23 protein-coding genes and 2 pseudogenes are annotated in these 22,140 nt (G+C 68.1%); 14 read left to right on the forward strand and 11 right to left on the reverse strand.

Annotated elements, in window-relative coordinates:
• Nucleotides 1–518 precede the first annotated feature (518 nt).
• Both C8258_RS03395 and C8258_RS33595 read right to left on the reverse strand, forming a co-directional pair.
• Nucleotides 519–698: a hypothetical protein gene (locus C8258_RS03395; protein WP_063008434.1), complete on the reverse strand. Its 180-nt coding sequence runs from the start codon at nt 696–698 to the stop codon at nt 519–521.
• A gap of 186 nt (nt 699–884) precedes the next feature.
• Entirely contained in the window at nt 885–1,061 is a 177-nt protein-coding gene (locus C8258_RS33595) for a hypothetical protein (protein WP_369974693.1), read from the reverse strand.
• A 9-nt stretch (nt 1,062–1,070) separates the two neighbouring features.
• On the opposite strand from C8258_RS33595, the pseudogene C8258_RS03400 reads away from it, so the two are divergent.
• Nucleotides 1,071–1,412, forward strand: a pseudogene (locus tag C8258_RS03400) (SPASM domain-containing protein); the annotation flags it as partial.
• Between the two features lie 28 nt (nt 1,413–1,440).
• Here the strand turns inward: C8258_RS03400 and argS are convergent.
• Nucleotides 1,441–3,183, reverse strand: a complete 1,743-nt coding sequence (gene argS / locus C8258_RS03405; protein ID WP_369974706.1) for an arginine--tRNA ligase — start codon at nt 3,181–3,183, stop codon at nt 1,441–1,443.
• 814 nt (nt 3,184–3,997) lie between these two features.
• Between argS and C8258_RS03410 the strand changes: the two genes are divergently transcribed.
• On the forward strand, nt 3,998–4,960 hold the full coding sequence (locus C8258_RS03410; RefSeq protein ID WP_106953788.1) for a DUF5996 family protein: 963 nt from the start codon (nt 3,998–4,000) through the stop codon (nt 4,958–4,960).
• 8 nt (nt 4,961–4,968) lie between these two features.
• On the opposite strand, the gene C8258_RS03415 is transcribed toward C8258_RS03410, so the two are convergent.
• From C8258_RS03415 to C8258_RS03430, 4 genes and pseudogenes are all read right to left on the reverse strand, one after another.
• Entirely contained in the window at nt 4,969–6,024 is a 1,056-nt protein-coding gene (locus C8258_RS03415) for a DUF4185 domain-containing protein (protein ID WP_158271206.1), read from the reverse strand.
• Nucleotides 6,025–6,031: 7 nt separating this feature from the next.
• Nucleotides 6,032–6,367, reverse strand: a complete 336-nt coding sequence (locus C8258_RS03420; protein WP_036505566.1) for a PQQ-binding-like beta-propeller repeat protein — start codon at nt 6,365–6,367, stop codon at nt 6,032–6,034.
• A 258-nt stretch (nt 6,368–6,625) separates the two neighbouring features.
• Nucleotides 6,626–7,357: pseudogene (locus C8258_RS03425) on the reverse strand (hypothetical protein); the annotation flags it as partial.
• Between the two features lie 157 nt (nt 7,358–7,514).
• Nucleotides 7,515–8,117 (reverse strand): DUF4232 domain-containing protein, encoded by a 603-nt coding sequence (locus C8258_RS03430; protein WP_106953790.1) that lies wholly within the window; start codon nt 8,115–8,117, stop codon nt 7,515–7,517.
• 89 nt (nt 8,118–8,206) lie between these two features.
• On the opposite strand from C8258_RS03430, the gene C8258_RS03435 reads away from it, so the two are divergent.
• Nucleotides 8,207–9,004: a hypothetical protein gene (locus C8258_RS03435; protein WP_106954041.1), complete on the forward strand. Its 798-nt coding sequence runs from the start codon at nt 8,207–8,209 to the stop codon at nt 9,002–9,004.
• 4 nt (nt 9,005–9,008) lie between these two features.
• On the opposite strand, the gene C8258_RS03440 is transcribed toward C8258_RS03435, so the two are convergent.
• The gene (locus C8258_RS03440; RefSeq protein WP_036505592.1) at nt 9,009–9,860 is read right to left on the reverse strand and encodes a SigB/SigF/SigG family RNA polymerase sigma factor; all 852 of its coding nucleotides are present in this window, start codon (nt 9,858–9,860) and stop codon (nt 9,009–9,011) included.
• Nucleotides 9,861–9,995: 135 nt separating this feature from the next.
• Between C8258_RS03440 and C8258_RS03445 the strand changes: the two genes are divergently transcribed.
• Complete coding sequence (locus C8258_RS03445) at nt 9,996–10,973, forward strand: adenylate/guanylate cyclase domain-containing protein (RefSeq protein WP_369974694.1); 978 nt, start codon at nt 9,996–9,998, stop codon at nt 10,971–10,973.
• Between the two features lie 3 nt (nt 10,974–10,976).
• On the opposite strand, the gene C8258_RS03450 is transcribed toward C8258_RS03445, so the two are convergent.
• Nucleotides 10,977–11,786, reverse strand: coding sequence for an alpha/beta fold hydrolase (locus C8258_RS03450; RefSeq protein WP_106954042.1), 810 nt, complete (start codon nt 11,784–11,786; stop codon nt 10,977–10,979).
• A 125-nt stretch (nt 11,787–11,911) separates the two neighbouring features.
• Nucleotides 11,912–12,658, reverse strand: coding sequence for an IclR family transcriptional regulator (locus C8258_RS03455; protein WP_036505569.1), 747 nt, complete (start codon nt 12,656–12,658; stop codon nt 11,912–11,914).
• Nucleotides 12,659–12,938: 280 nt separating this feature from the next.
• Here C8258_RS03455 and C8258_RS03460 point away from each other — a divergent pair, with 280 nt between their 5' ends.
• The 10 genes from C8258_RS03460 (at nt 12,939) to C8258_RS03505 (ending at nt 21,784) form a co-directional block, all read left to right on the forward strand.
• The gene (locus C8258_RS03460) at nt 12,939–13,982 is read left to right on the forward strand and encodes an NrtA/SsuA/CpmA family ABC transporter substrate-binding protein (RefSeq protein WP_106953793.1); all 1,044 of its coding nucleotides are present in this window, start codon (nt 12,939–12,941) and stop codon (nt 13,980–13,982) included.
• Nucleotide 13,983: 1 nt separating this feature from the next.
• Entirely contained in the window at nt 13,984–14,823 is an 840-nt protein-coding gene (locus C8258_RS03465) for an ABC transporter permease (RefSeq protein WP_106953794.1), read from the forward strand.
• The gene (locus C8258_RS03470; protein WP_106954043.1) at nt 14,820–15,572 is read left to right on the forward strand and encodes an ABC transporter ATP-binding protein; all 753 of its coding nucleotides are present in this window, start codon (nt 14,820–14,822) and stop codon (nt 15,570–15,572) included. Before C8258_RS03465 ends, C8258_RS03470 begins: the two co-directional genes overlap by 4 nt.
• A gap of 16 nt (nt 15,573–15,588) precedes the next feature.
• A complete protein-coding gene (locus C8258_RS03475; RefSeq protein ID WP_106953795.1) occupies nt 15,589–16,614 on the forward strand; it encodes an ABC transporter substrate-binding protein in 1,026 nt (341 codons plus the stop codon).
• Complete coding sequence (locus C8258_RS03480) at nt 16,611–17,741, forward strand: LLM class flavin-dependent oxidoreductase (protein WP_106954044.1); 1,131 nt, start codon at nt 16,611–16,613, stop codon at nt 17,739–17,741. Before C8258_RS03475 ends, C8258_RS03480 begins: the two co-directional genes overlap by 4 nt.
• Nucleotides 17,738–18,907 carry an LLM class flavin-dependent oxidoreductase gene (locus C8258_RS03485; protein WP_106953796.1) on the forward strand — a complete coding sequence of 390 codons (1,170 nt, stop codon included), beginning with the start codon at nt 17,738–17,740 and terminating at the stop codon, nt 18,905–18,907. Before C8258_RS03480 ends, C8258_RS03485 begins: the two co-directional genes overlap by 4 nt.
• Nucleotides 18,908–18,914: 7 nt before the next feature.
• Nucleotides 18,915–19,622 (forward strand): class II aldolase/adducin family protein, encoded by a 708-nt coding sequence (locus C8258_RS03490; protein ID WP_106953797.1) that lies wholly within the window; start codon nt 18,915–18,917, stop codon nt 19,620–19,622.
• Between the two features lie 32 nt (nt 19,623–19,654).
• Nucleotides 19,655–20,602, forward strand: a complete 948-nt coding sequence (locus C8258_RS03495; RefSeq protein ID WP_106953798.1) for an ABC transporter substrate-binding protein — start codon at nt 19,655–19,657, stop codon at nt 20,600–20,602.
• Nucleotides 20,603–20,690: 88 nt separating this feature from the next.
• Nucleotides 20,691–21,101, forward strand: coding sequence for a cold shock domain-containing protein (locus tag C8258_RS33100; RefSeq protein ID WP_233224845.1), 411 nt, complete (start codon nt 20,691–20,693; stop codon nt 21,099–21,101).
• Nucleotides 21,098–21,784: a phosphodiesterase gene (locus tag C8258_RS03505; RefSeq protein ID WP_106953799.1), complete on the forward strand. Its 687-nt coding sequence runs from the start codon at nt 21,098–21,100 to the stop codon at nt 21,782–21,784. The genes C8258_RS33100 and C8258_RS03505 overlap by 4 nt, the downstream gene beginning before the upstream one ends.
• Nucleotides 21,785–21,861: 77 nt before the next feature.
• On the opposite strand, the gene C8258_RS32495 is transcribed toward C8258_RS03505, so the two are convergent.
• Nucleotides 21,862–22,023, reverse strand: coding sequence for a hypothetical protein (locus C8258_RS32495; protein ID WP_158271207.1), 162 nt, complete (start codon nt 22,021–22,023; stop codon nt 21,862–21,864).
• Between the last annotated feature and the right edge of the window lie 117 nt (nt 22,024–22,140).

Below are 22,140 nucleotides of genomic sequence, written 5' to 3' on the forward strand. Positions count from 1 at the left end.
CGTGTGCGTGCCCTGCGTAGCTGAGGACCCCCTCTCGCCGAGCTTGGCGAGCACTGTGCGACAACTCTTCGCCGTATTATCACGACGTGCCGCCAAACCTGTAGACGGCCCGAAAGCGCCACTCGCACAAGGCATATGGAGGCCTTGTCGAATGGGTCGGAACTACGAGCGATTTGTCCGTATTAAAGTGGAAGGCGTAATGTCGAGCGGGTCGATCCCCCCGCCACGCCACGGTTTCGGAAGCTTGTGTCGGCATTGCATCCGACCCGGGGAGACTGCCCCGGCGAGCATTGTTTCACCTCTCCGCACCACGACGCTGCGCGGAGTGACCTGTTGCGGTCCACACTGTGCGGAAAACCGTTGTACCACACCTAGCCGATACTACTGAACAGCGGCTTTGCTGTCCCGCACTCGCCGGGAAATCCGGCGAGCCCCGAGCATAATCTTCCGATTCGACCGAGTCCGAGAAGGACACCGCGAAAGCTTCCCGGCGATACTCATGCCGGTGACCGGGGGATTCACGGGCCCAGGAATAGCCGTTCGTTCGGCAAGCGGTTCTCCGGGAGGCGGCCGTCGATGGTGTCGAGAATGAATTCGATCGTGCACCAACGCTTGCGCCGCCAGTCCCGGACGATATTGTCCACTGCCGCGGCGGCGGTCCGGTAATCGAAGGCCGTTCCACCCAGCCAGATACGCATGTGCACATCGTTGTGCACCGCGCACCCTCCGCCGCCGGGCCTCAGCACGGTACCTGGACGGCCGAGGTCGCGCTGCCACAGCAGCGCTGCTGCCGATTCTCTGCGTTCATCTTCGTCCCCGAGCGGTAGTGCCGGCCTGACTCCCGTCCAGCCTTCCTTCCGCGCGGGCGATCGGCGACCGTAGAACTACGTACTTTTCCTACGTGGTCGCCTGCTCGGCGCCGAATCCGGGCCCCAGCTCCGCAGCGCGCGGTCGAGGATGTCGGTGAGCTCCTGGTCGGGGTGGTCGAGCCAGTGTTCGTATCCCGCGATCGCGACGCCGAGTGCGCAGTGGCCCGCGACCTGGGCGAGCAGATCACGCATCGCCTGGAGTTGTGCCTGGTCGATCCGGTCGGCGACGTCTTTGCGTGCCCGTTCGCCATCCACGACGAATTCCTCGCCGGCAACGTCCGCGACACCGACGGATTCGACAGCGTATGGCGCACCTCGGAACTGTTCGCGCGGCTGCGGCAACCGCAAACCGGCGGCGCCTCGTGTTCGGCCTACGACTCGTGCCGGGGCGGCTGCATGGCCGCGAAATTCCTCACCGGACTGTCCCTCGACGGGCCCGACCCCGAATGCGTGAAGGGCAACGCCGAACTCGCCCTCGCCGGAGTCGGCGCGAAACCCCAGCCGGGAAGTGTGGTGCACGCCGACGGCGGATTCCTGGCGTGAGCGCCGTGTTCCGCGTGGTCGGGGCTGATTACATCCGTTCCGGCGCAGCGATTCCCAGCAATGCGAGGCCGTGGGCGAGAGTGGCCGCGGTCAGCCCGCAGAGGGCGAGGCGGTTGCCTCGCACGGGTTCGGCGGCGGTCAAGACGGGGCAGTTGTCGTAGAACGCGGTGAAATCGCGGGCCAGATCGTAGAGATATCCGCACAATCGGTGTGGCTCGAGCGTTCCCGCGACCTCGGCGATGGTCGAGCCGTACGCGTCGAGTTCCAATGCGAGTGCGCGTTCGGCCGGTTCCAGCGGGAGATCGACGTCGACGGTCGCCGTGGGCTCACCGGCTCTGCGGAGGATCGAGCGGATCCGGGTGTGCGCATACTGCAGATACACCGAAGTATTTCCGTTGAACGCGATCATGCGGTCGAGGTCGAAGGTGTAGTCCTTCACCCGGGAGGTCGTCAGGTCGGCGTATTTCACCGCGCCGATTCCCGCTTGTTCGGCGATGTTCTCCAACTCCGCGGCAGGCAGGGCAGGGTCCTTGTCCGCGACCACGTCCCGGGCCTTGGCGACGGCCTCGTCCAGCAGCTCCGTCAAGCGCACGGTGCCACCGGCACGGGTCTTGAACGGCTTACCGTCGGGGCCGAGAACCGTGCCGTAGGCGATGTGCGCGGCGTCGATGTCGTCGGTGAGCCACCCGGCGCGCCGTGCGGTTTCGAAGATAAGCCGGAAGTGCAGTGCCTGCCGCGAGTCCGTCACGTACAGCAACCGCCGCGCACCCAGCTCGGTGATCCGATAGCGGATCGTGGCCAGATCTGTTGTGTCGTAACCGTATCCACCGTCGCTTTTGCGCACCATCAACGGCACCGGCCGGCCGCCGGGGCCGTCCACCTCCTCGGAGAAGACGACCAGTGCGCCGTCGCTTTCGACGGCGATGCCCTTGCCGACCAGTTCCTCGATCGTGTCGACCAGCATTGGATTGTAGAACGACTCCCCGACCGAATCGTCGGCGGTCAGAAGAACTCCGAGCCGGTCGTAGATATCGGCGAAGGCCTCTTCCGACTCCGAGACGATCTCACTCCACCGGGCCAGCGTCGCCCGATCACCGGCCTGCAGCGCCACGACCCGCGCCCGAGACCTTTCCGCGAACGCCACGTCGGAATCGAACTCCGCACGCGCTGCTTTGTACAGAGCATCCAACGCCGACACGGCGGAGGCGCCTTGCGCCCCGAGATCGTCACGGCGCCACCGCGCGTCGGGATGCTCGTCCAGGTACTGGATCAGCATCCCGAACTGAGTTCCCCAGTCGCCCAGATGATTCTGCCGAATCACGTCGGCGCCCAGGAACTCCAGCACGCGAGCCAGGCTGTCCCCGATGATCGTCGTGCGCAGGTGGCCGACGTGCATCTCCTTCGCGATATTGGGCGCCGAGTAGTCGATCACCGTCCGGCGCCCGTGCTCCGACGCCGCGACCCCGAGCCGATCATCGGCCAGCCGCAGCGCCACTTGTTGCCACACGGCCCGGTCCGACACCGCGAGATTCAGAAATCCCGGCCCCGACGTCTCCACCGAAACGATCGGCAGGCCGGCAACTTCCACGGCCGAAGCCACCTCCGCCGCCAACGCGCCCGGCGCGACCCGCAACCGCTTCGCCAGCGACAGCGAGACGTTCGATTGAAAGTCCGCATGCGTGGATCGCCGAACCACCGGATCCGCTCCCGCCACCTCGGGTCGGCACGCATCGACCGCACGAGAAACGGCGTCGGCGACACGATCGATCAACGGCAGCACCCCGGCCCGGGTCACGAGACATATCCTCCTGAATAGTTGGGATGAGCGAGTATCTCAGGCGGCTTTCCGGAAGTAGAGGGATTTTCGCTGCCGACCGACACGCCGTCCGACACCAACCCCTTGCGGCACAGGTCAATTGCGCGCGTTCACTGCCCTCTACAAGGCCGGCGGATTGCTCTCGGGTGTACCGCTGGACACGCCACGTGGACGCAACTAACGCCTGCTGGTCCACGCATCCCGAATGATCTCGCCGATATCGGACGCTGCGCGGACCAACCGGTTTCCGAGGTCAACTTCGAGGAATCGCACACCAGGGCCGCGGGCTCCGGAGCAGCTGGACGATGTTCCAACCGAACCCGGCAGCCGGTCACCCGCTCGACAGCTCTGACCACATCCACCCCACTGGTACCGCGACCACTGCCAATGTTGTAAGCCACGACGGGCCCGCGGCGGAAAGGTGCTCGAGACACTCCACGAACGCCTCTGCCGCATCCCGCAGATGCACGTAGTCGCGAACGGCGGAACCTTCGGTCTTCGATCGCCCGCTCAGCGGGGCACATTTGCAGCTCGCGTACGGATGTGGCGGCGCGTCCGTACGACCGGTACCGCATCCAGCCATCATGGCATGGCACGAACTGTGCGGTGCGGTCACCGTTCGTCGCGGCGATCGGCCGGCATGACGGTCACCCGATCCCATATTTGCGCTACCGTAGCCGGCACAACCGCTGTGTTCCCGGACCGTTGTAGCCGGGACTGTTCGAGACCCCGGACCTGGGTCGAAGCTGTCGACGAAGGGACCACCGATATGTCGAAGACGAATTTCACCGCGTGGCCGCGGTTGCGGGTGGCGGAGTGGGCGGATACTCGCGAGACGCTGCATATGTGGATGCAGGTGGTGGGGAAGGTTCGGCTCGCGCACGCGCCGTTGCTGAATCACTGGTGGCAGGTCACGCTTTTCGTGAGTCCGCGGGGGTTGACGACGCCGGCGATTCCCTATGGTGATCGGTTGTTCGATATCGCATTCGACTTTCTCGCGCATCAATTGGTGATCCGCGCCGACACCGGCGACAATCGCAGTGTGGCGCTCGTGCCGAAATCGGTGGCACAGTTCTACGCCGAGACCATGCAGGCGCTCGACGAGCTGGGGTTGACGACGCGGATTCAGGGACGGCCCAACGAGGTCGAGCCGTCCATTCCGTTCGCCGAGGACACCCGGCACGCCTCCTACGATCCGGACGCCGCGCAGACGTTCTGGCGGCAGCTCGTGCACGCGAATCGCGCACTCGACGAGTTCCGGTCGGGATATATCGGGAAGTCCAGTCCGGTGCATTTCTTCTGGGGCGCCATGGATCTGGCCTATACCCGGTTTTCCGGGCGGACGGCGCCGGAACACGGTGGCGGTGCGCCGCATTGTGCCGATTGGGTCATGGTGGAGGGTTATTCCCGCGAACTCAGCAGTTGCGGGTTCTGGCCCGGCGGCGGGGAGGAAGGGGCGTTCTACGCCTACGCCTACCCCGAACCGGAGGGTTACCGCGAGCGGCAGTTGCAGGTGCCGGGAGCGGGCTACGCCGCCGCGCTGGGAGAATTCGTTCTACCGTACGAAACGGTGCGGACGGCCGATGATCCGAACGCTCTGGTGGCCGCCTTTCTGCACGAAACATACGCGGCCGCAGCCGAATTGGGTCAGTGGGATCGGCGCGAGCTCGAATGCGATCCGCATCGGTGGGCCGAGAAGCGCGCGGCGGCGCCCTGGTCGTCGCTGCGCTGACCCGGCGGCTACGGCGTGATGCCGTCGAACTGCATCACCCAGTACGGGCTGTTCGTGGTCGTATTCCATTGGGAGACATAGAGAGTGATGTCCGCGGATGAGCTCGACCGGGGGTGGATGAAGCCGCCGTAGAGCTGCGGGAAGGTGCGGACCCAGAACTGCCACCACGGTGCCGAGGCGACGATCTGGCGCTTCGGCGCCGTCCAGACGCGGTCGATGGCCGGTGCGGTGCGGGTGGAGATGCAGGCGCCGGCGACGTCGAAGTAGGACATGACCCACGTCCCGGCAATGTTCTTCACACTCACCTCGCCGATCGGTCCCATCCCGCCGAACAGCGGCGTCGGAGTGGGATTGCCCCACCGCCAAGCCGAACCGTCGTAGCCCCAGTATTCGTACTCGCCGCGGACGGCGATCTGCTGCCACGGCACGCGCATCAGGATCGGACCGTTGCGATTGTGGCTGCGCCCCCACTCCTTCGAGACGATATAGAGATAGCCGTCGCCGTTGTTGTTCCCGATGCCGGCGAAGGACTGCATCATGAACGGACTCCAGCCGCCGTAGCCGTCACTGCCGTCGTTGGGCCAGACGGCGGCGTAGTCGGTCCAGGTGGCGCCGTCGTCGTCGGAGTAGGCCAGCCCGCAGAACAGCGCACCGTAGCGATCGTCGGGGACGCTCCAGTCGTGAACGCTGGTGTAGGTCAGCCACGTTCGCCCGTTCGGATCGACGAACGCGTCGTTGGGAATGCGGCTGACCTCGAACCCGTAACCGTTGTCGGCATTGTGTGTGTAGGTGAGGGCCTGTCGCGCCGGCGCGCCACCGGGGGTCGCGGAAAAGGTGGTGGTGGCGTCCGGGAGGTCGGAGCTGAACAGCAGCACGGGCGAGCCGAGCCACGTGCCCGACCCCTGACTGTCACCGGTGAACGTGTCACCGAAGACGAAACCCGACCGGCCGGGCGCGAAATGTTCTCGGTTGTAAGGGATTCCGAGATCGGTGCCGCCTACGCCGAATTGCCTCGCCGTACTTCCGGCGAACCCGGTGAGCGGCGTCCCCCAGTGCGTCGCCATCGCCGGCTCATGCCGGAGCGGCGAGGACGAAACGCGTCCATGCCGCGGCTCGGTTGGCGTTGTCGGTGCACACCTTCCCGGTGGTGAGGTCGATGGCATACACGCAGCCGTCGGGGACCCCGCCGTTGAAGGTGGCGAACCAGGCCGTCGGCCCGGTTTGCGGTGTGGCACAGGCTGCCACGTCGGCGAAAGCCCCTTCCGGGAACGTGATCTCGGCGGCCGTGGCGGTGGTGAGGGCGGCCAGGGTGCCGCCCGCGGCGGCGGCCGTCGCGGCCGCCCGGACCTGGGGCACGCAGTCGGTGATCACGAAGAAGCGGCCGTTCGTGCTGGCGATTGTCGGCATGCGAATACTCCGTCGGAGGCTTTACGGGGGCTGGGGGCTTTACGGGTTGGGAGGCTGGAAGCCGGCGATATCGAGTTTCTGCCCGATGGCCGCGATGGCGTCGACCAGGGACCAGCCGCCCAGCTGCGGCCAGCCGGTGCCCTGCAATCCGCGCATCTGGATCCACTCGTCGCGGATGCGGCCGTCGGAGTCACGCGGCAATGGCACCTGGGTGGGCCCCGGCGGCGCCGCGAAGCCCGGCAGACCGAGGGTCTGTCCCACGCTGGCGACACCGTCGACGAGCGTGTGACCGGCCAGTTGCGGCCAGCCGTTCCCGCCGATGCCCATGAACTGAATCCACATGTCGGTCACCGGATCCGTTGCCACCGTGCCGACCCCGACCTGGTTGGCGAACTCCTCCGGTGAGAAACCGTCGGCGGAGTTCATATCGCAGTTGCCGAAGGGCGAGGCACCTTCGGGCAGGCCGCCGCCGTAGCCCTGGCCGTCGGTGTACTGGTGCGCGATCTGGCCGGGCAGGTTCGGATTTCTGCCGTAACCGGCGCCGATCATGTTCAGGCCGTCCGGGCGCACCGGCCACATGCTGTCGAAATCCGGGCGGTTGGCGTAGCCGATGACCCGCCGGGTCGAACCGAGCCAGTCGGCCAGCCGCCAGTAGGCGCGGTTGATGCCGTCCGATTGATCCCCGCCGGGATTGCCGCCCGATTCCACGTCGATCATCGTGATCATCTTCGGATGCGGACCACCCGCCTGACCGACCATGCTCCGGTGGGTGTCGACGGTATCGAGCCAGTTCGGCCGCCAGTAGAAGTAGACGATGAAGCAGGCGATGCGTCCGGAGTCGGCGGCCCGGGCCGCCCACGAATAGTTCGAATAGAAGTTGTGGTCCTGATAGGTCCCGTCGTTGGAACGGAACGAGAACAGCTGATACGGATACGAGTCGTCGACCGGCACTTGGAACTCGGACACGTCGGCGAAAAGGGAATCGACCATATTCCCCTCCAAGAGTCGACCGGTCCTCGGCAGGACCGGGTTTCGAGTGGGTGGCTATCTCATTGTCCGAGGCTACGCCTGTCTCGTCATCGATAGTGCGGTTCTCGTGACCGCGTCGTAATCGACGGTGTCCCAACGAAACCCGTGGAAGATCGAATTACCGCCCCTCGGCGCCCGGCACGAGGGCGCGGACCCGCAACTGGTGCGTAGTCATTTGCCCGTTACCGCACGCCGTCGCCGCACGGTCGAGATACAGCGATGCGGTGTTGTCGGGCGGGTAGATTCGCAGTCCCGGCACGTCGACGGGCCCGCACTGGTCGGCCGGGATGTTGTGCACGTCGACCGCGAACACCAGCGCCGACGCCTGGCCGCCGGGTGCCAGCTGAACCGGTCCGGGCGCGCTCCCGTCGCGGGTGGCCGGGGCGCCGACGGGCGAGCCGTCGGGGCCGGCGGCATAGGAGACACCCGGGAAACCCTCCAGGACGCACGAACCGGCACCGTTGTTGGTGAACACGATCGGAAATGCGACAGTTCCGGCGGCGGCGTTCGAGGACCCCAGCGCGGCCGTGAGATCGGATGTCCGGCATTGTGGCGCAACGGCATTCGCAGCACGGGTGGGCGGAGTACCATCGTTCGAAGGTACCGAACCCACGTGCAGGGCCGGGGCCGCGCTCGTATTCGGAGTGTCCGGCGCCGACTGGTCCGATCCGCAGCCCGCGACGATCACAGCCGCGGCCGCGGTGAGCGACCACCACGCCATCCGCCTTCTTTTCACAACTCCCGACCGTACTCGGTTCGGGGCCGACCGTGGAAGATCCGTCGAAGTTCGTCGCGGGCAAGGAGAACCCGATGATCGACATCATCACGTTGCGAGGAACCGGAGAGCCCCGGAACGCGGACGGCAGCCCTGCGGGGATGCTGGCCGCGGTCACCGATCTGCTCTCGACCGACAGCTTCAGCTTCTTCGAACCCGACTGGCCCGCCTCTGTCGGGCCGGATCCGAATCTGTGGGGGCCGTCGCTGAACACCTCGGTACGCCTGGGCATCGCCGCGGGCGTCGAGGCGATCCAGGAGTCGCCGAATGTTTGTGCGCTGCTGAGCTATTCGCTCGGCGGCATCTGCGCGAGCCGGATACTCGAGGGGGTGGCCCGGGGCCAGTACACCAACACCGACGGCAGCCCACTCGAGATCGCCTTCGCCGTCTTCATCGCCAACCCGCTGCGCAAGGCCGGCGATTCGGTGAACAACCTGTGCCCGCCCACCACATTCGGCCTGCACGGCCAACACGGCACCTGGCCCGCGGCGGTCGCGACACGGGAGTACGCGAATCCGGGCGACATCATCACCGCCTCCCCGGCCGACTCGCCGCTGCGCATCATCGACGTGGGAATCTCACCGTTCTCATTCGTCGAGGGCGCCCGCTTCGGCAACGCGAGCTATCTCATCTTCGCGCAGCTGCTGCAGTTCCTCATGTCGAATCCGGTGGCCAACCTGCAACGCTTCGCCGCCGCCGTCAACGGTGTGATCGGTTATCTCACCCCGTATCCCGACGGTCAGCACGTGTTGTACCCGGCACACGACATGCCGGGCACCGGCGTCACCTGGACCACGGCCGCGGCGGAGTGGATCACGGCGAATTTCGCGTAGGAGGTCACGCCACCGCGCGCAGGTGCCGGGGGCGCGCGGGTTCGGCGAGAGCCTGCTCGCGCAGCCCCGAGAGCACCCGGCTGAGGATCCGCGAGACCTGCATCTGCGAGATGCCGTGCAGCGCAGCGATCTCGGACTGGGTCTTGCTCTCGTAGAAGCGCTGGATCAAGATCTTGCGTTCCTGCTCGGGCAGGGCCTCGATCAGCGGTTTCACCGTGATCGCGTCCTCGGTGAACTCGTAGCGCGGTTCGTCGACCGCCAGCCGGGCTCCCAGCGGCGTGGGGCTGTCGCTCTCGGCGGACTGGGTTTCGTCGAGCGAGTCGCACAGGTAGCTGTTGGCCGCCACGGTCGCCTGCACGACCTCCTCGACCGGGACGTCGAGAGCGCGGGCCAGTTCATGGCTGCTGGGCTCGCGACCGAGTTGCTGGGACAGCACCAGGCTGTGCTGGGAGATGCGGGCGCGCAGTTCCTTCATCCGGCGCGGCACCTTCACCGCCCACCCGCTGTCGCGGAAATACCGCCGCACCTCCCCCATGATCGTCGGCACGGCGAAACCCAGGAACGGTGCGCCCCGGGACACGTCGTAACGGTCCACCGACAGCACCAGGGCGAGGTTCGCGACCTGCTGCAGATCCTCCCGCGATTGGCCGCGGCCCTCGTACCGGCGGGCGATGTGAGCGGCCAGCGGCATGCAGTCGGCGATGATCTGCTCCCGCAGCCGGGCGCGGCGCGGGTCGGTGGCCTCGAGTTCGGCCAGCGCACGGAAGGAATCCTCGATCCCGTCATAGGAATTGCGGCCACCGTCGTCGCGAGCGGTGGCGGAACGGGTCGAGGCAGCAGTGGTATCGGTGCTCATGATCGTCTCCGCAGCTTCCGTATGAACCATGCCGCCCTGGGTATCCGCGACTCGGAGGCTCAAACAAGAAGTTTCGGTCGAATCCGTCGCGGGCGACGGCGGTGGCATCCGTGCGAGATGTGCTGTACTTGCCGGGTGAGCGAGTCTGGTGAGTCGACCGACGTGGTCGACGCGGTGGTCGAAACAACTCTTCTCGGTGGTCCCCGCCGCTACACCCGCGCTCAGGTGGCCGAGCTGTCCGGTGTCTCGGTCGACAATGCCCGCAAACTGTGGATCGCCTTGGGCTTCCCGGCCGCGGCGAGCGACGACGAAGCGGCGTTCACCGACGCCGACGTCGCCGCGGTCCGCACCTTCTGCGCACTGGGCCCGGCCTCGAATGTCAACGAGCAGAACCAGATTGCCGCCGCCCGCACCCTCGGGCAGTCGATGGCGCGACTGGCCGAATGGCAGGCGGACCTGATCACCCGCGAACTCGGCGCCGGCACCGATGCCGAGGCCACCGCCCACGCCATCGAGGTGCTCACCGATCTGCAGCAGTACGCGTGGCGGCGGCATCTGGCCGCGGCGCTGACCCGATCCCTCGAATCCGACGGCGCCGCACGGCAATTACTCGTCGGATTCGCCGATATGGCCGGCTACACCCGGCTGTCGCGGCACCTGGACCCCGACGAGCTGACCGATCTGCTGGAAGCGTTCGAAACCGCCACCACCGAGGCCATCACCGCCCACGGCGGCTGGGTGATCAAGAACGTGGGCGACGAAGTGATGTTCGCCGTCGACGATCCGCACCGGGGCGCGCGCATCGCGCTGGACCTGCACGTGGCGATCGGCCGGGCGGCGCAGACGATTTCGGAGATGCCCCAGATCCGGGTGGGCCTGGCCTACGGGCCGGTGCTGACCCGCTTCGGCGATCTCTACGGCACCGTGGTCAACACCGCCGCCCGGCTGACCGGCGTCGCCCGCCCCGGAACGGTGCTCGTGGACGACGGCGCGGCCGCGGCCCTGGCCGGCGACACCGAATTCTCCCTGCGTCACCTACGCAGCGTGCGCGTCAAGGGATTCTCCCGACTGCGGTCCCATGTGCTGCGGGAGCGGCAGCGCAGACAACGCTGATCCTCAGGTCGCCGAGGCCGCCGACGCGATCACATCGGCCACCACGTCGGGCTGCGAGACGAGCGCCACGTGCGACGCCTGCACCTCGCTGGTGTGCGCGCCGATCCGGCCGGCCATCCACCGTTGCGCGGCGGGCGGGATCACGGTGTCGTTCGCGGAGACCAGATACCAGCTCGGCGTGCCCGACCACGAGGGCTGCCCGGACAGCTCGATATTCGCCGACACCGCGAGGGACTTCTGGTGGGCGAGCATGGTGGCCGCCGTCGCATCGCTGACATCGGGAGCGAACACCTGATGGAACGACCCGTCGGCGATGTAGGCGTCGAGGTTGCGGCCGACGGCGTTGGTCGGATCGTCGACGATCTTCATCTGCAGTGCGGGCGGCAGCAATTGGCTGCCGGGAAAGCGGATCGGGTCCAGCGCCAGCGCCACCGGCTCGCTCTGCGCCGGCGCGAACGCCGCCACGAACACGAGAGCCTGCACGTTCGGATTGTGGATGTTGGTGATCACGGCGCCGCCGTAGGAGTGGCCGACCAGAACCACCGGGCCGGAGATGCCGGCGACGGTCTTCTCGACCGACGCGGCGTCGTAGGCGGGTCCGCGCAGCGGATTCTCGGGCACCACCACCGGGTAGCCCCGCGCCCGCAAATTCCGGGCGACCGCATCCCAGCTGGTGGTGTCGGCGAACGCACCGTGCACCAGCACGATCGTCGGCATGGTCTGGGCATTCGCGGGTCCGAGTGCCGCCACGACGAAACCGGCGATCAGCGCGAACACGAACGACACGGCTTGCGCGAAACGGGTAATTCTCATGGCGTGTCCCTTCATCGCTGCGCCGGCGGGCAGATGCACACCACCGGCAATCAATTGGCAAAGGCGACCTGGCAGCGACGATAGCGCTCTCGGCACGCACCGGCAGCGGTTCGGCGAAGATCCGCTCAGCCGGCCTCGAAGCGGGTGGCGATGTCGGCGGCTGTCACCTTGGCCAGCTCGACGAACAGCGGGAGTCGCTCGGGGATCATCAGCGCCGTGGGCCCGCGCAGTCCGAGCGCGAAGCGGCAGTCGCCGTCCCGGGTGAGGATCGGCAGGCCGATGGTCCGGAAGCCGGGGTCCAGCTCCTCGTCGTTGTAGGCGTAACCGCGTGCGAGCGTGCGATCCAGTTCGGCACGGAGTTCGGCCGGGGAGGAGACCGACCGTGCCGTGCCCTCGTCGTAGGAGAGGGTGGCCAAGACCTCGTCGGAGGCGCCGGACCAGGCGAGCAGGGCCTTGCCCAGCGCACTCGCGTGCAGGGGCAGGCGGACTCCCATCAGCCGATGTCCGTCGGTCTCCCGCCAGCGGCTGGTGCCGAGCAGGACGGCATGAATGCTGTGACGGATCGCGACCGACGCGCTGGCGCCTGTGGTGGCCGCGAGCTGTTCCAGGCTCGGCTCGGCGAGATAGATGCGGTGCTGGCGGTAGGCGATCTGACCGTATTCGGCGAGCGCGCCGCCCATGCGATAGCGGCTCGATGCCTCGTCCTTCTCCAGGAAGCCCGCCTGCACCAGCGCGGTGAGCAGGCGGTGAGTGGTGCTCACCGCCAGGCCCTGCTGACGGGCGACTTCCGATACGCCGCGTTCGTCGCCGTCGCGGAAACAGTCGAGGACCGACAGCGCGCGGGTGACGGTCTGCACTCCGGAGGCTTCCACGCCGGGGACGGTAACACAGGAAGCAGCTCCGCACCCCTCGTTCATTCCACTATTCGGAAAGCGAACCCGCACCGAATTCGGATCACCCTGCGCGAAAAGTCGCCTCGATCAAGCTGATTGGCCAGCACAGAGGACTCGTGCGCCGGAATACACCCGGAGCCGAGGTTTCGTCAAGCCTTCCGATCCTCGGAAAGCATTACCTCGTAACGAGGTCCGTCCGTCCCTACTCTCGCTCGATATCACTCGACTTCGGTTACCGATTCGGAAGAGGTGCTCCACGATGTTCCGCACGCGCAGGCCACACGGTTGGCGACTCGCGCTCGCGCTCGCCCCCGTCGTCGCTCTGGTCGCGGCGTGTGGCTCCGGATCCGCGTCCGACTCCGGCGCCGGACCGCAGCTGGTGTTGAAGGTGGCCGATCCGGGCAACGCGGGTCCGCTCGCGGTGGCCAAACGAGACGGCACGTTCGACAAGGCCATGGCTCCGCTGGGCGCCAAGGTCGAATGGGTCAACACCACACCGGGTTTCAGCTCCCTGCTCAAGCTGTTCAACACCAAGCAACTCGATATCTCCGGGGCGGCGTTCAGCCCGGTCGTGGGCGCGCTGTCGAAGGATGTCGCGGTCCGCATCGTGGCGGTGCAGGATCCGGCCGGCAAGGACCAGAGCGGCATCATCGCCACCAAGGAATCGGGCATCCACTCGGTGGCCGAACTGGTCGGCAAGCGCGTCGCGGTGAACCCGGCAGGCAAGGGCGAATACATCCTGCTGAAGGCCCTCGCCCAGGCAGGGGTGCCGGCCGACAAGGTGACGCGGGTGCCGTTGCAGCAGAAGGACGCCGCCTCGGCCTTCGCCACCGGGAAGGTCGACGCCTGGGCATCGTTCCTGGTGCCCTATCAGGAGGCCAAGGCCAACGGTGGTGTGGAGATCGCGACCGAGCAGAGCATCGGCTCCAAGGACAACACGGTGGTGGTCTTCCGCACCGAGATCCTCGACAAGCGCCCGGAGATCGCGGCCAAATATCTGGAGGTGCTGCAGGGGCTGACCATTCAGCAGCACGACAATCCATCCGCGTTCGAGAACGTCTTCGAGCAGACCGGCCCGCGCGCGCTGACCGGCGCCCGGCTCGCCGACGCGATCCGGGTGGACAGCGAAGCCACCGTGCCACGCCTGCCACTGGAATCCGATGCCACCGACCTCGCGGACGTGGTCGACCTGTTCGCCGGCAACGGTGTGATCAGTCGCAAGATCACCGCCGCTGACATCTTCTACGACCTGAAGGCCAAGCTCACCCCCGACCAGCTGGCCGCGCTGAAAACGGGCCGCTGACATGACCGCCGTCATCGCTCCCGCCGCATCGACGGGCCGGCTCGCACCGCCGCGCAGCCGGGTCGAGAAACGCAGACCCGCATGGCTTTCGGTGCCCCTGCGCTTCCTGCTCCCGGTGCTGATCTTCGCCGGCTGGTGGATCGGGTCGGCCACCGGCGCACTGTCGCCGGAGGTGCTGGCCGGCCCGCCGAAGGTCTGGTCGGCGTTCACCGAACTGGTGCACAACGGTCAGCTGGTCGATTTCGCGCTCGCCTCCTTCGTCCGCGCCGGGCTGGGTGTGGGACTCGGCGTCTCGGCCGGGCTGCTGCTCGGCTTGGCGGCCGGATTGTCGAGTCTCGGTGAGGAATTGGTCGATTCGACGATGCAGATCGTGCGCGCGGTCCCGTTCCTCGCGCTGGTGCCGTTGTTCATCGCCTGGTTCGGCATCGACGAGTTGTACAAGGTGCTGCTCATCGCGGTAGCCACCGTCGCGCCGATGTACGCCTACACCTACCTCGGCGTGCGCAATGTGGATCGCAAGGTGGTGGAGGCCGCCCGCGGCTTCGGGCTGACCGGTCCGCCACTGGTGCTCGAGGTGATCCTGCCGTCGGCGCTGCCCGGCATCCTCATGGCGCTGCGAGTCTGCCTGTCCATCAGCATCACCGGCCTGATCGCGGCCGAGCAGGTCGGCACCAGCAAGGGCGTGGGCTATCTGGTCACCCTCGCGCAGGAATACAACCGCACCGACTACATGGTGCTGTGCGTCGTGCTCTATGCCGTCCTGGGTCTGGTGTTCGACGGCGCGGTGCGGCTGATCGAACGCTTCGCGATGCCGTGGCGCGGGCAGGTGGCGATCCGATGACCGCCGTGGACGAAACCCGCACCGCCGCACCGCTGGCCGTGCACATCACCGGACTGCGAAAAGCCTTCGGCGACAAGGTCGTTCTCGACGGTGTGGATCTGAGCATCCGCCGCGGCGAGTTCGTCGTGCTGCTCGGGCCCAGCGGCACCGGCAAGACGACCCTGCTGCGACTGCTCACCGGCCTGGAGGCTCCGGACGCCGGCGACGTGCTGGTTCCGGCCGTCCGCACCACCGTCTACCAGGAGCCAAGGCTAATCCCGTCCAAACGGGTGCTGGCGAATGTCGTTGTCGGGCAACGCCGTTCCAAGCCGGTCCGGGAGGCGGGCCTGCGCGCCCTCGCCGAGGTCGGACTCGACGAGAAGGCGCGGCAGTGGCCCGCCACCCTGTCCGGCGGCGAAGCCCAGCGCGCCGCACTCGCGCGCGCACTGGTCCGGGAGCCCGAACTGCTGCTGCTGGACGAACCGTTCGCCGCGCTCGACGCCCTGACCCGGTTGCAGATGCAGGACCTCGTCGGCGACCTGGTGGCGCGGCATCGCCCGGCGGTGCTGATGGTCACCCACGACGTGGACGAGGCGGTCCGGCTGGCCGACCGGGTCCTCGTCCTGAACCGGGGCCGTTTCGCCGTCGACATCGATATCGATCTGCCGCGGCCACGCGACCGCACCGACCCCGCCGCCCTGCGTTATCAGGCGGCTCTGCTCGCCGAACTCGGCGTCGGCCACACCACCGACCACCACCGGATTCCCTGAACCCACGGAGCTTTTCATGACCGACACCCTCTGGTACACCCGTTGCCCCGTCCCGACCGCCAGCGGTCTGGCGCACAGCCTGGGCTGGCTCGGGGACGCCGCGCAGCGCGGCGGCCTCACCTTCGGCGTCCTGCAGGACGCCGGACCCGAACTGGCCGGATTCCACTTCGACCACGGGCTGGCCGGCCTGGTGCGCGAAGGCGGCAACGTGCCCGCGCTGGCGGCCCGCGCCGCCGGCTCGCCCACCCGGCTCATCGGCCTCACCTGGATCGACGAATCACAGGCCATCCTGGTAGGCCCGGACTCCCCGGTCGCCTCCCCCGCCGATCTGGCCGGTCTGCGCATCGGCATTCCGGCCTGGGCGCAGGATCAGGCCCGCAGCTTCCCGCGCGCCATGGCGCTGCACGGCTTCGGCAACGCGCTGCGGCTGGGCGGTCTGACCCTCGCCGATGTCACCGTGGTCGAACTCGCGGTGGAACGAGATCCGCAGGTGCGCACCGATATTCAGCAGCGCGATCGCCGCGTCACCTGGGGTGCGGAGGAGCTGCTGCGCGGTGAGGTGGACGCGATCTACGTCAAGGGCACCCGGGCCCAGGAGGTCGCCGCCGAGCACGGCCTGCGGGTGGCGGTGGACCTCGATGCCACCGACAGTAAGCGGCTGCGCGTCAACAACGGCACCCCGCGCACCATCACCGTGCATCAGCAACTGCTCGACACCCGGCCCGAGGTGGTGGTGGACTTCCTCGCGCAGAGTCTGCGCGCCGCAGACTGGGCCGGCGACAATCTCGACGGCGTCCGTGCGGTGCTGCAACGCGAAACCCTCTCCGGCCCCGCCGGAGTCGTGGCCGCCTACGGGGAGGACTTCCATCGCAACCTGCATCCGAGCCTGGACGAAGAGCGGCTGGATCTGCTGGGCGTACAGAAACAGTTCCTCTACGCCCACGGCTTCCTCGCCACCGACTTCGATCTCGAATCGTGGGTCGCGCCGGAGCCGCTGGCCCGGGCACGGGAGCTGGTCGCGGCCGGACGGGCGGCGGCATGACCGAATACCTGTGGCGGCTGCCCAGCCGCGGTGACGGCCGCCGCGCGCGCCCGCAACTGCGGCATCGTGGCGGTTTCGGCGATCCAGCACCCACCCCGGCGAGCGGGCACACCGGGGATCGCGCGCCCGATCGCGAACCCACCGATGTGCGGCCCGGCCGCTTCGGCCCCTTCGACGACCTGCATCAGGTGATCGACGCCGCCGAACTGGCCGGACTCGACGGCGTGCTCGCGCCCTACGACCCACTGGGCGAGGAATCCTGGATCGTCGCCGGCGGCGCTCTGCGCGCCACCCGGCACAGCCGGGTGATCGTCGAATTCCAGCCCGCCTTCGGCACTCCCGTCTACGCGGCGAAGATGTCGGTCACGTTGCAGCGCCTGTCGGCGGGGCGGCTGGGCTGGCGACTGGCGGTCGACACCGACGAGGCGGAGGCGCGCTCGCGCGGCGACCGGGTGTCCGGCGCCGACCGCTACCGGCGCGCCGCGGAATTCCTCACCGTCGCACGTGGTGTGTGGAACCACGATGCGGTGCCGGCGGCCGGGTTCCGCGGCACCGGATTCGATCTCGCGGGCGACTTCTACGACGTGATCGACGGCGGTTTCCGGGGCGTGCTCTCGGGCCTGCCCTTCCCGACCGTGTACCTGTCCGGCACCTCACCCGAGGCCCTGGATCTCTCGGCGCGTCACGGTGATGTGCACGTGTTCACCGAATCCCCCGACGGCCCGGGCGAACAACTGGCCGCGTTGCGCGCGCGCACCGGCGAGACCGGTCGCACCGTGCGCGCCGGACTCGAAATCCCGGTCATCGCGCGCGAGACGGAGGACGAGGCGTGGGCGCGTGCGGAACGGCAATGGCGTGAGGTGCGCCCGGACGGGCCGGGCGCGCGATCGCTGGCCCTGGGCGACGGCCGCTGGGCCGGATTCGACCTGCTCGGTTATCCGCAGGCCATCGGCCTGGTCGGCAGTTACGAGCAGGTGGCCCGGCAGCTGCAGGTATACGCCGCAACAGGTTTCGACACCATCGTGCTGTCCGGGCATCCGCACATCGAGGAGGTGCATCGCGCCGGTGAGCATCTGCTGTTCCTCGCCGATCCGGCCGGACGCACCCTGAAGGAGGTCGCGCTGTGACGATCGACATCTACTGGCGCATCGGTATGGAGGGCGACCACGCCTCGCTGCGCACGCCGCGCCGCCACAACCGCGGCAACGCCGGCGGCTACGGTCCGGGCAATATCGCCCCGGCCGTGCGCGGCGGTGAACTCGACGGCTACAGCTATATCGATCACGTCGCCGCGGTCGCGCGAGCGAGCGAATCCGCGGGATTCCTGGGCGGGCTCCTGCCCTCGTTCCCGGTCACCGAGGATCCGTGGGCCTTCGCCGCCGCGCTGGCCCGCGAGACCACCACCTACCGCTTCATGGTCGCCTTCCAGCCGGGCTTCCTGCACCCGGTGCAGGCCGCCCGCATGTCGGCAAGTCTGCAGCGCGCCACCGGCGGGCGCCTCGTCTACAACATCATCAGCGGTGGCGGGGGCCCGGCCCAATTGTGGTGGGGCGACAAGGTTTCCCACGACGACCGCTACGCCCGCACCAGCGAATTCCTCGATGTGCTGCGCGGAGTGTGGGACGGGCGGCCGTACACCCACGACGGCCGGTTCTTCCACACCGAGGCCGCCGCCCTGCCGCCGGGCCTGGCCGGGCAACCGTTCCCGGAGGTGTACTTCTCGGGGTCCTCCGGCGCCGCGGTGCAGGCCGCCGGACGCCACGCCGACTACTACCTGTCCTGGCTCGAGCCCTTCGCCGACCTGCGCGCCAAATTCGACGGCGTTCGCGCCCACGCCGAAAAGATCGGCCGCACACCGAAATTCGCGGTCCGCATCGACATCCTGGCCCGGCACACCGAAGAGGCCGCCTGGGACGAGATCCGCAAGGGCTGGGCCTTCGTCGACCGCGAGGCCGCCAACCGCGCCGCCCAGGGCGATTCGGCGGGAGCGGCGCGGATCAAGGGCTGGGTCCCCGAAACCATCACCGGCTACCGGGACCTGGAGGTGCAACCCAACGTCTGGTGCGGTTTCAGCCTGATCCGCGGCGGGCCCGCCTTCGGGCTGGTAGGCAGCTACGAACAGGTCGCCCAGCGCCTCGACGAGCTGATCGACCTCGGTGTCGACGCCTTCATCCTCGCCGGAAACCCGCATCTGGAAGAGGCCTACCGGGTCGGCGAGGAAGTGCTGCCGTTGCTCGGCCGCTCCCGTCTGACCGCACCCGAGGCCACCCCCGCACTGACGCACGCCCACTAGGAGAATCGTGACCACCACCGAAATCCGGCTCGACGATACCGTCACCGAATTCGTCGCCGCCGCCACCCGCGACGCCGAGAAGGCGTTCCGGGTGTTCCGCGAAACCGGCACCGTCGCCGGCAACGGGACCGTCAATTTCGTCGAACGCGTGCCCGGCCACGACATCGCGGTAGCGCTCAACGAGCCCGGCCCCTGGGCCGACGACCACACCGTGCGACCCGTGGTCGCGACTTTCGACGGAGAAGTACTGTCCGGCACCGGTTCCGCCGGCTTCGTCACCGGCTACGCCGCGGTGTTCCGCGCGCACCCGGAGATCACTTCCGTTGTGCACGTGCACAGCCCCTGGCTGGGTGGCTGGGCGCAGACCCACCGCGTCTTCCCGATCCGCTATGCCGCCGTGCAGCGACTGACCCTGTCGCGGGAGATCCCGCCGCATATCGATCGCAGCATCGGCGCGGGCGAGTTCATCCTCGGTCAATTGACCCGCGACCCCGACCTCATCGCCATCTTCGAGGCCAACGGCGGTGCGAACGTCATCGGCCGTGCCGGACTGCTGGAGCTGGCGAAGCTGGTCGTGTTGCTCGAAGAGGGCGCGCAGTACCAGGCGATCGCCGAAACGCTCGGCGGCTCCGTCGAATTCGACAAGTCCAACCTCGCGGTGCAGTGGGGGCGCACCGGGCTCGCGGACGAGGCCCGCCGTCGCGGGCTGATCTGACCCCCTTCCACACTTTCCCGAGGAGCAACCCCATGACCGTTCGTGTCGGCTACTTCCCGCACAACAATTCGCTGTTCGTCCTGCGCCACCGCGGCATCCTGGAACGCGCACTGCCCGACGTGGAATGGGTGGACCTGCGCGCCCTGCCGCAGCCGCCCCGCGCCGACGTGAAAACCGCACTGCCGTCGGTACATTCGGACTACCTGTTCGACGCGGACGGCTACGACTTCATCGGCACCGGCTTCACCCCGCCGATCACCGCGCTCGGCAACGACGGCGACATCGTCTACGTCGGCATCTCCGGACCGCGTATCGAGAACGGCCGGCTGGTCACCAAGGCCGGCAACGGTATCGAATCGGTGACCGATCTGAAAGGTAAGCGGGTCGGCATCGCGCACGGTTCCTGGCAGACCACGCTGCTGCTGTTCGCCTTGGATCGGGCGGGTCTGGGCTGGGGCGACATCGAACCGGTCGATACCGACGTGCACGACGGCGGCGCCCTGCTGCTCGACGGCAGCCTCGACGCCTGGGTCGGCGCCTATCCCGGCCTGGCCGCCGTGGAGGCCGCCACCCCGCTGCACACCCTCGTCGACACCGAATCCGTCTTCAGCCACCCCTCGCTGTGGTTCACCCGCCGCGACTTCGCCGAAGCCCACCGCCCGGCGCTGGAAGCGATCATCACCGCCCTGCGGGAGTCCGACGCCTGGATCACCGAAAACCCCCGCGCCGCAGCACAATACTTCGTCGACGATATCGTCGCCCGCGGCGGCACCGCCGACCTCGACGCGTGGGAAGCCGCGCTGCGCGGCCGCCCGTTCGGCCTCGGCCCGGTCACCGAGCAATTCCTCGACGAACAACAGCACGCCGCCGACCTGCTGCATGCAAACGGTTTGCTGCCCAAGAAGATTCGGGTCCGTGACGCGGTCGACCCCGCGATCGCGGAGTTCCTCACCGCACCCGAACCGGCACCCGCCGGCTGACGTAGCCACCTCCACGGACCGCCGGCGCGGGAGTACGCGTCGGCGGTCCGGTCGCTGCCGGGGCGCATCCAGGGGCCGAGGTGATTGTTTGGTCTCGGGGCGGGCGGGTATCGCGGGTGGCGGCGCCGGGAAACCGGTCGCCGGCCAGTTGCCCACCCGCACCGCGACCGGAATGAGTATGCGCATGACCGTGACCTGGACCCCCGCCGTTGTTCCCGCCGAGCACAGCACTCATCCGGATCCGCACCTCACGCAGGTCGACGAAAAGCTGCCCGGCTGGCAGCGGGGACAGGTGGCGTGGTTCAACGCCGAGAAGGGGTTCGGCTACCTCACCAGCGCCACCGGCGACGCGGTCTTCGTCGACTACCGTACGATCGACATGCCCGGCTACAAAACCCTCAGCCCCGGGCAAGCGGTGGTGTTCACGCTGACCCACACCTCCGGTGGACCCGAGGCCACCCAGGTTCTCCCCTTCCCCCGCACCGGCGACGAGTTGTGAAAGCCGAACGCCTGGTCGAGGAATCCTTCGAGCTGGTCGCCCGCGTCCGGCGCGCCCGTGTCTTCCACCCGCGCGGACTCTGGTTCAGCGGACACCTGCGCCCCGCCCCGGCGTTCGAGGAGTACTTCGGAGAGGGAGAACGCGACGTCGAGGTCCGCCTGTCCAAAGCCCTCGGCATGCCGGGACGCCTGCCCGACGCCGTGGGAATCGGTCTGCGCGTGCGGACCCCCGGCGGGCGCTGGGACCTCGCCCTGGCATCCACACCCACCGGCACGCTGACCCGATTCTTCGCGATACCCGTCCCGTCGTGGCGCCACGCGACCTACGGGACGCTGATGGCCTACCGGTTCGACGACGGCGCCCCGCAGTGGATATTCGCCCGGCCGGACGCCGATCAACCCGCCGACGCCTCCCTGGCGACGCTGCGCGAATACGCGACCACACACGGCCTCGGTTTCACACTGACCGCCGCGCGACTGAACGGACCGGAAGAACCGTTCGCGAATCTGCGGCTCACCGCCGAAACCGTCGCGCCACCTCCCGAGGACGCCGTCGACCCGACCCTGCACCATCCGCCGGGCGTCGCGCTGGCCCCGCGGTTCATCACTCGCATCCGGCGCAGCGCCTACCGGGGCAGCCGCGAGGGACGCGGCGCAGAGCCGACACCCGGCCACCCCCACTGAGATTCATTCGTTCGCACTGTTGTCGTCGCACTGCGCCCGGCAACGAGTCTCCGCAGCCGACGATCTGCGATAGACGGCTACGCGTTCGGGCGGGGCGGGTCGGCCGACAGACCCATGATGTCGTTCCACCACGAATCGAGGGGGCTGGGGTCCGGCCAGCTCACCGCGGCGGGTTGTTCGGCAGGCGTCGCGGCCACGGCTTCATCGTCGACGAATACGGAATCTCTGTTACTCGGCATGCGGCTCACTCCTCGTTCCCCCAAGATCACAGCTGACTACCGAAAACCCCGATCGCGGCCTGCCAAACCACTTTTTCATCACACGAGGGAGACCGTAGGGTTGCCGACACAGGCCAG

It is taken from the genome of Nocardia sp. MDA0666 (assembly GCF_003023875.1).
Classification (GTDB): Bacteria; Actinomycetota; Actinomycetes; order Mycobacteriales; family Mycobacteriaceae; genus Nocardia; species Nocardia aobensis.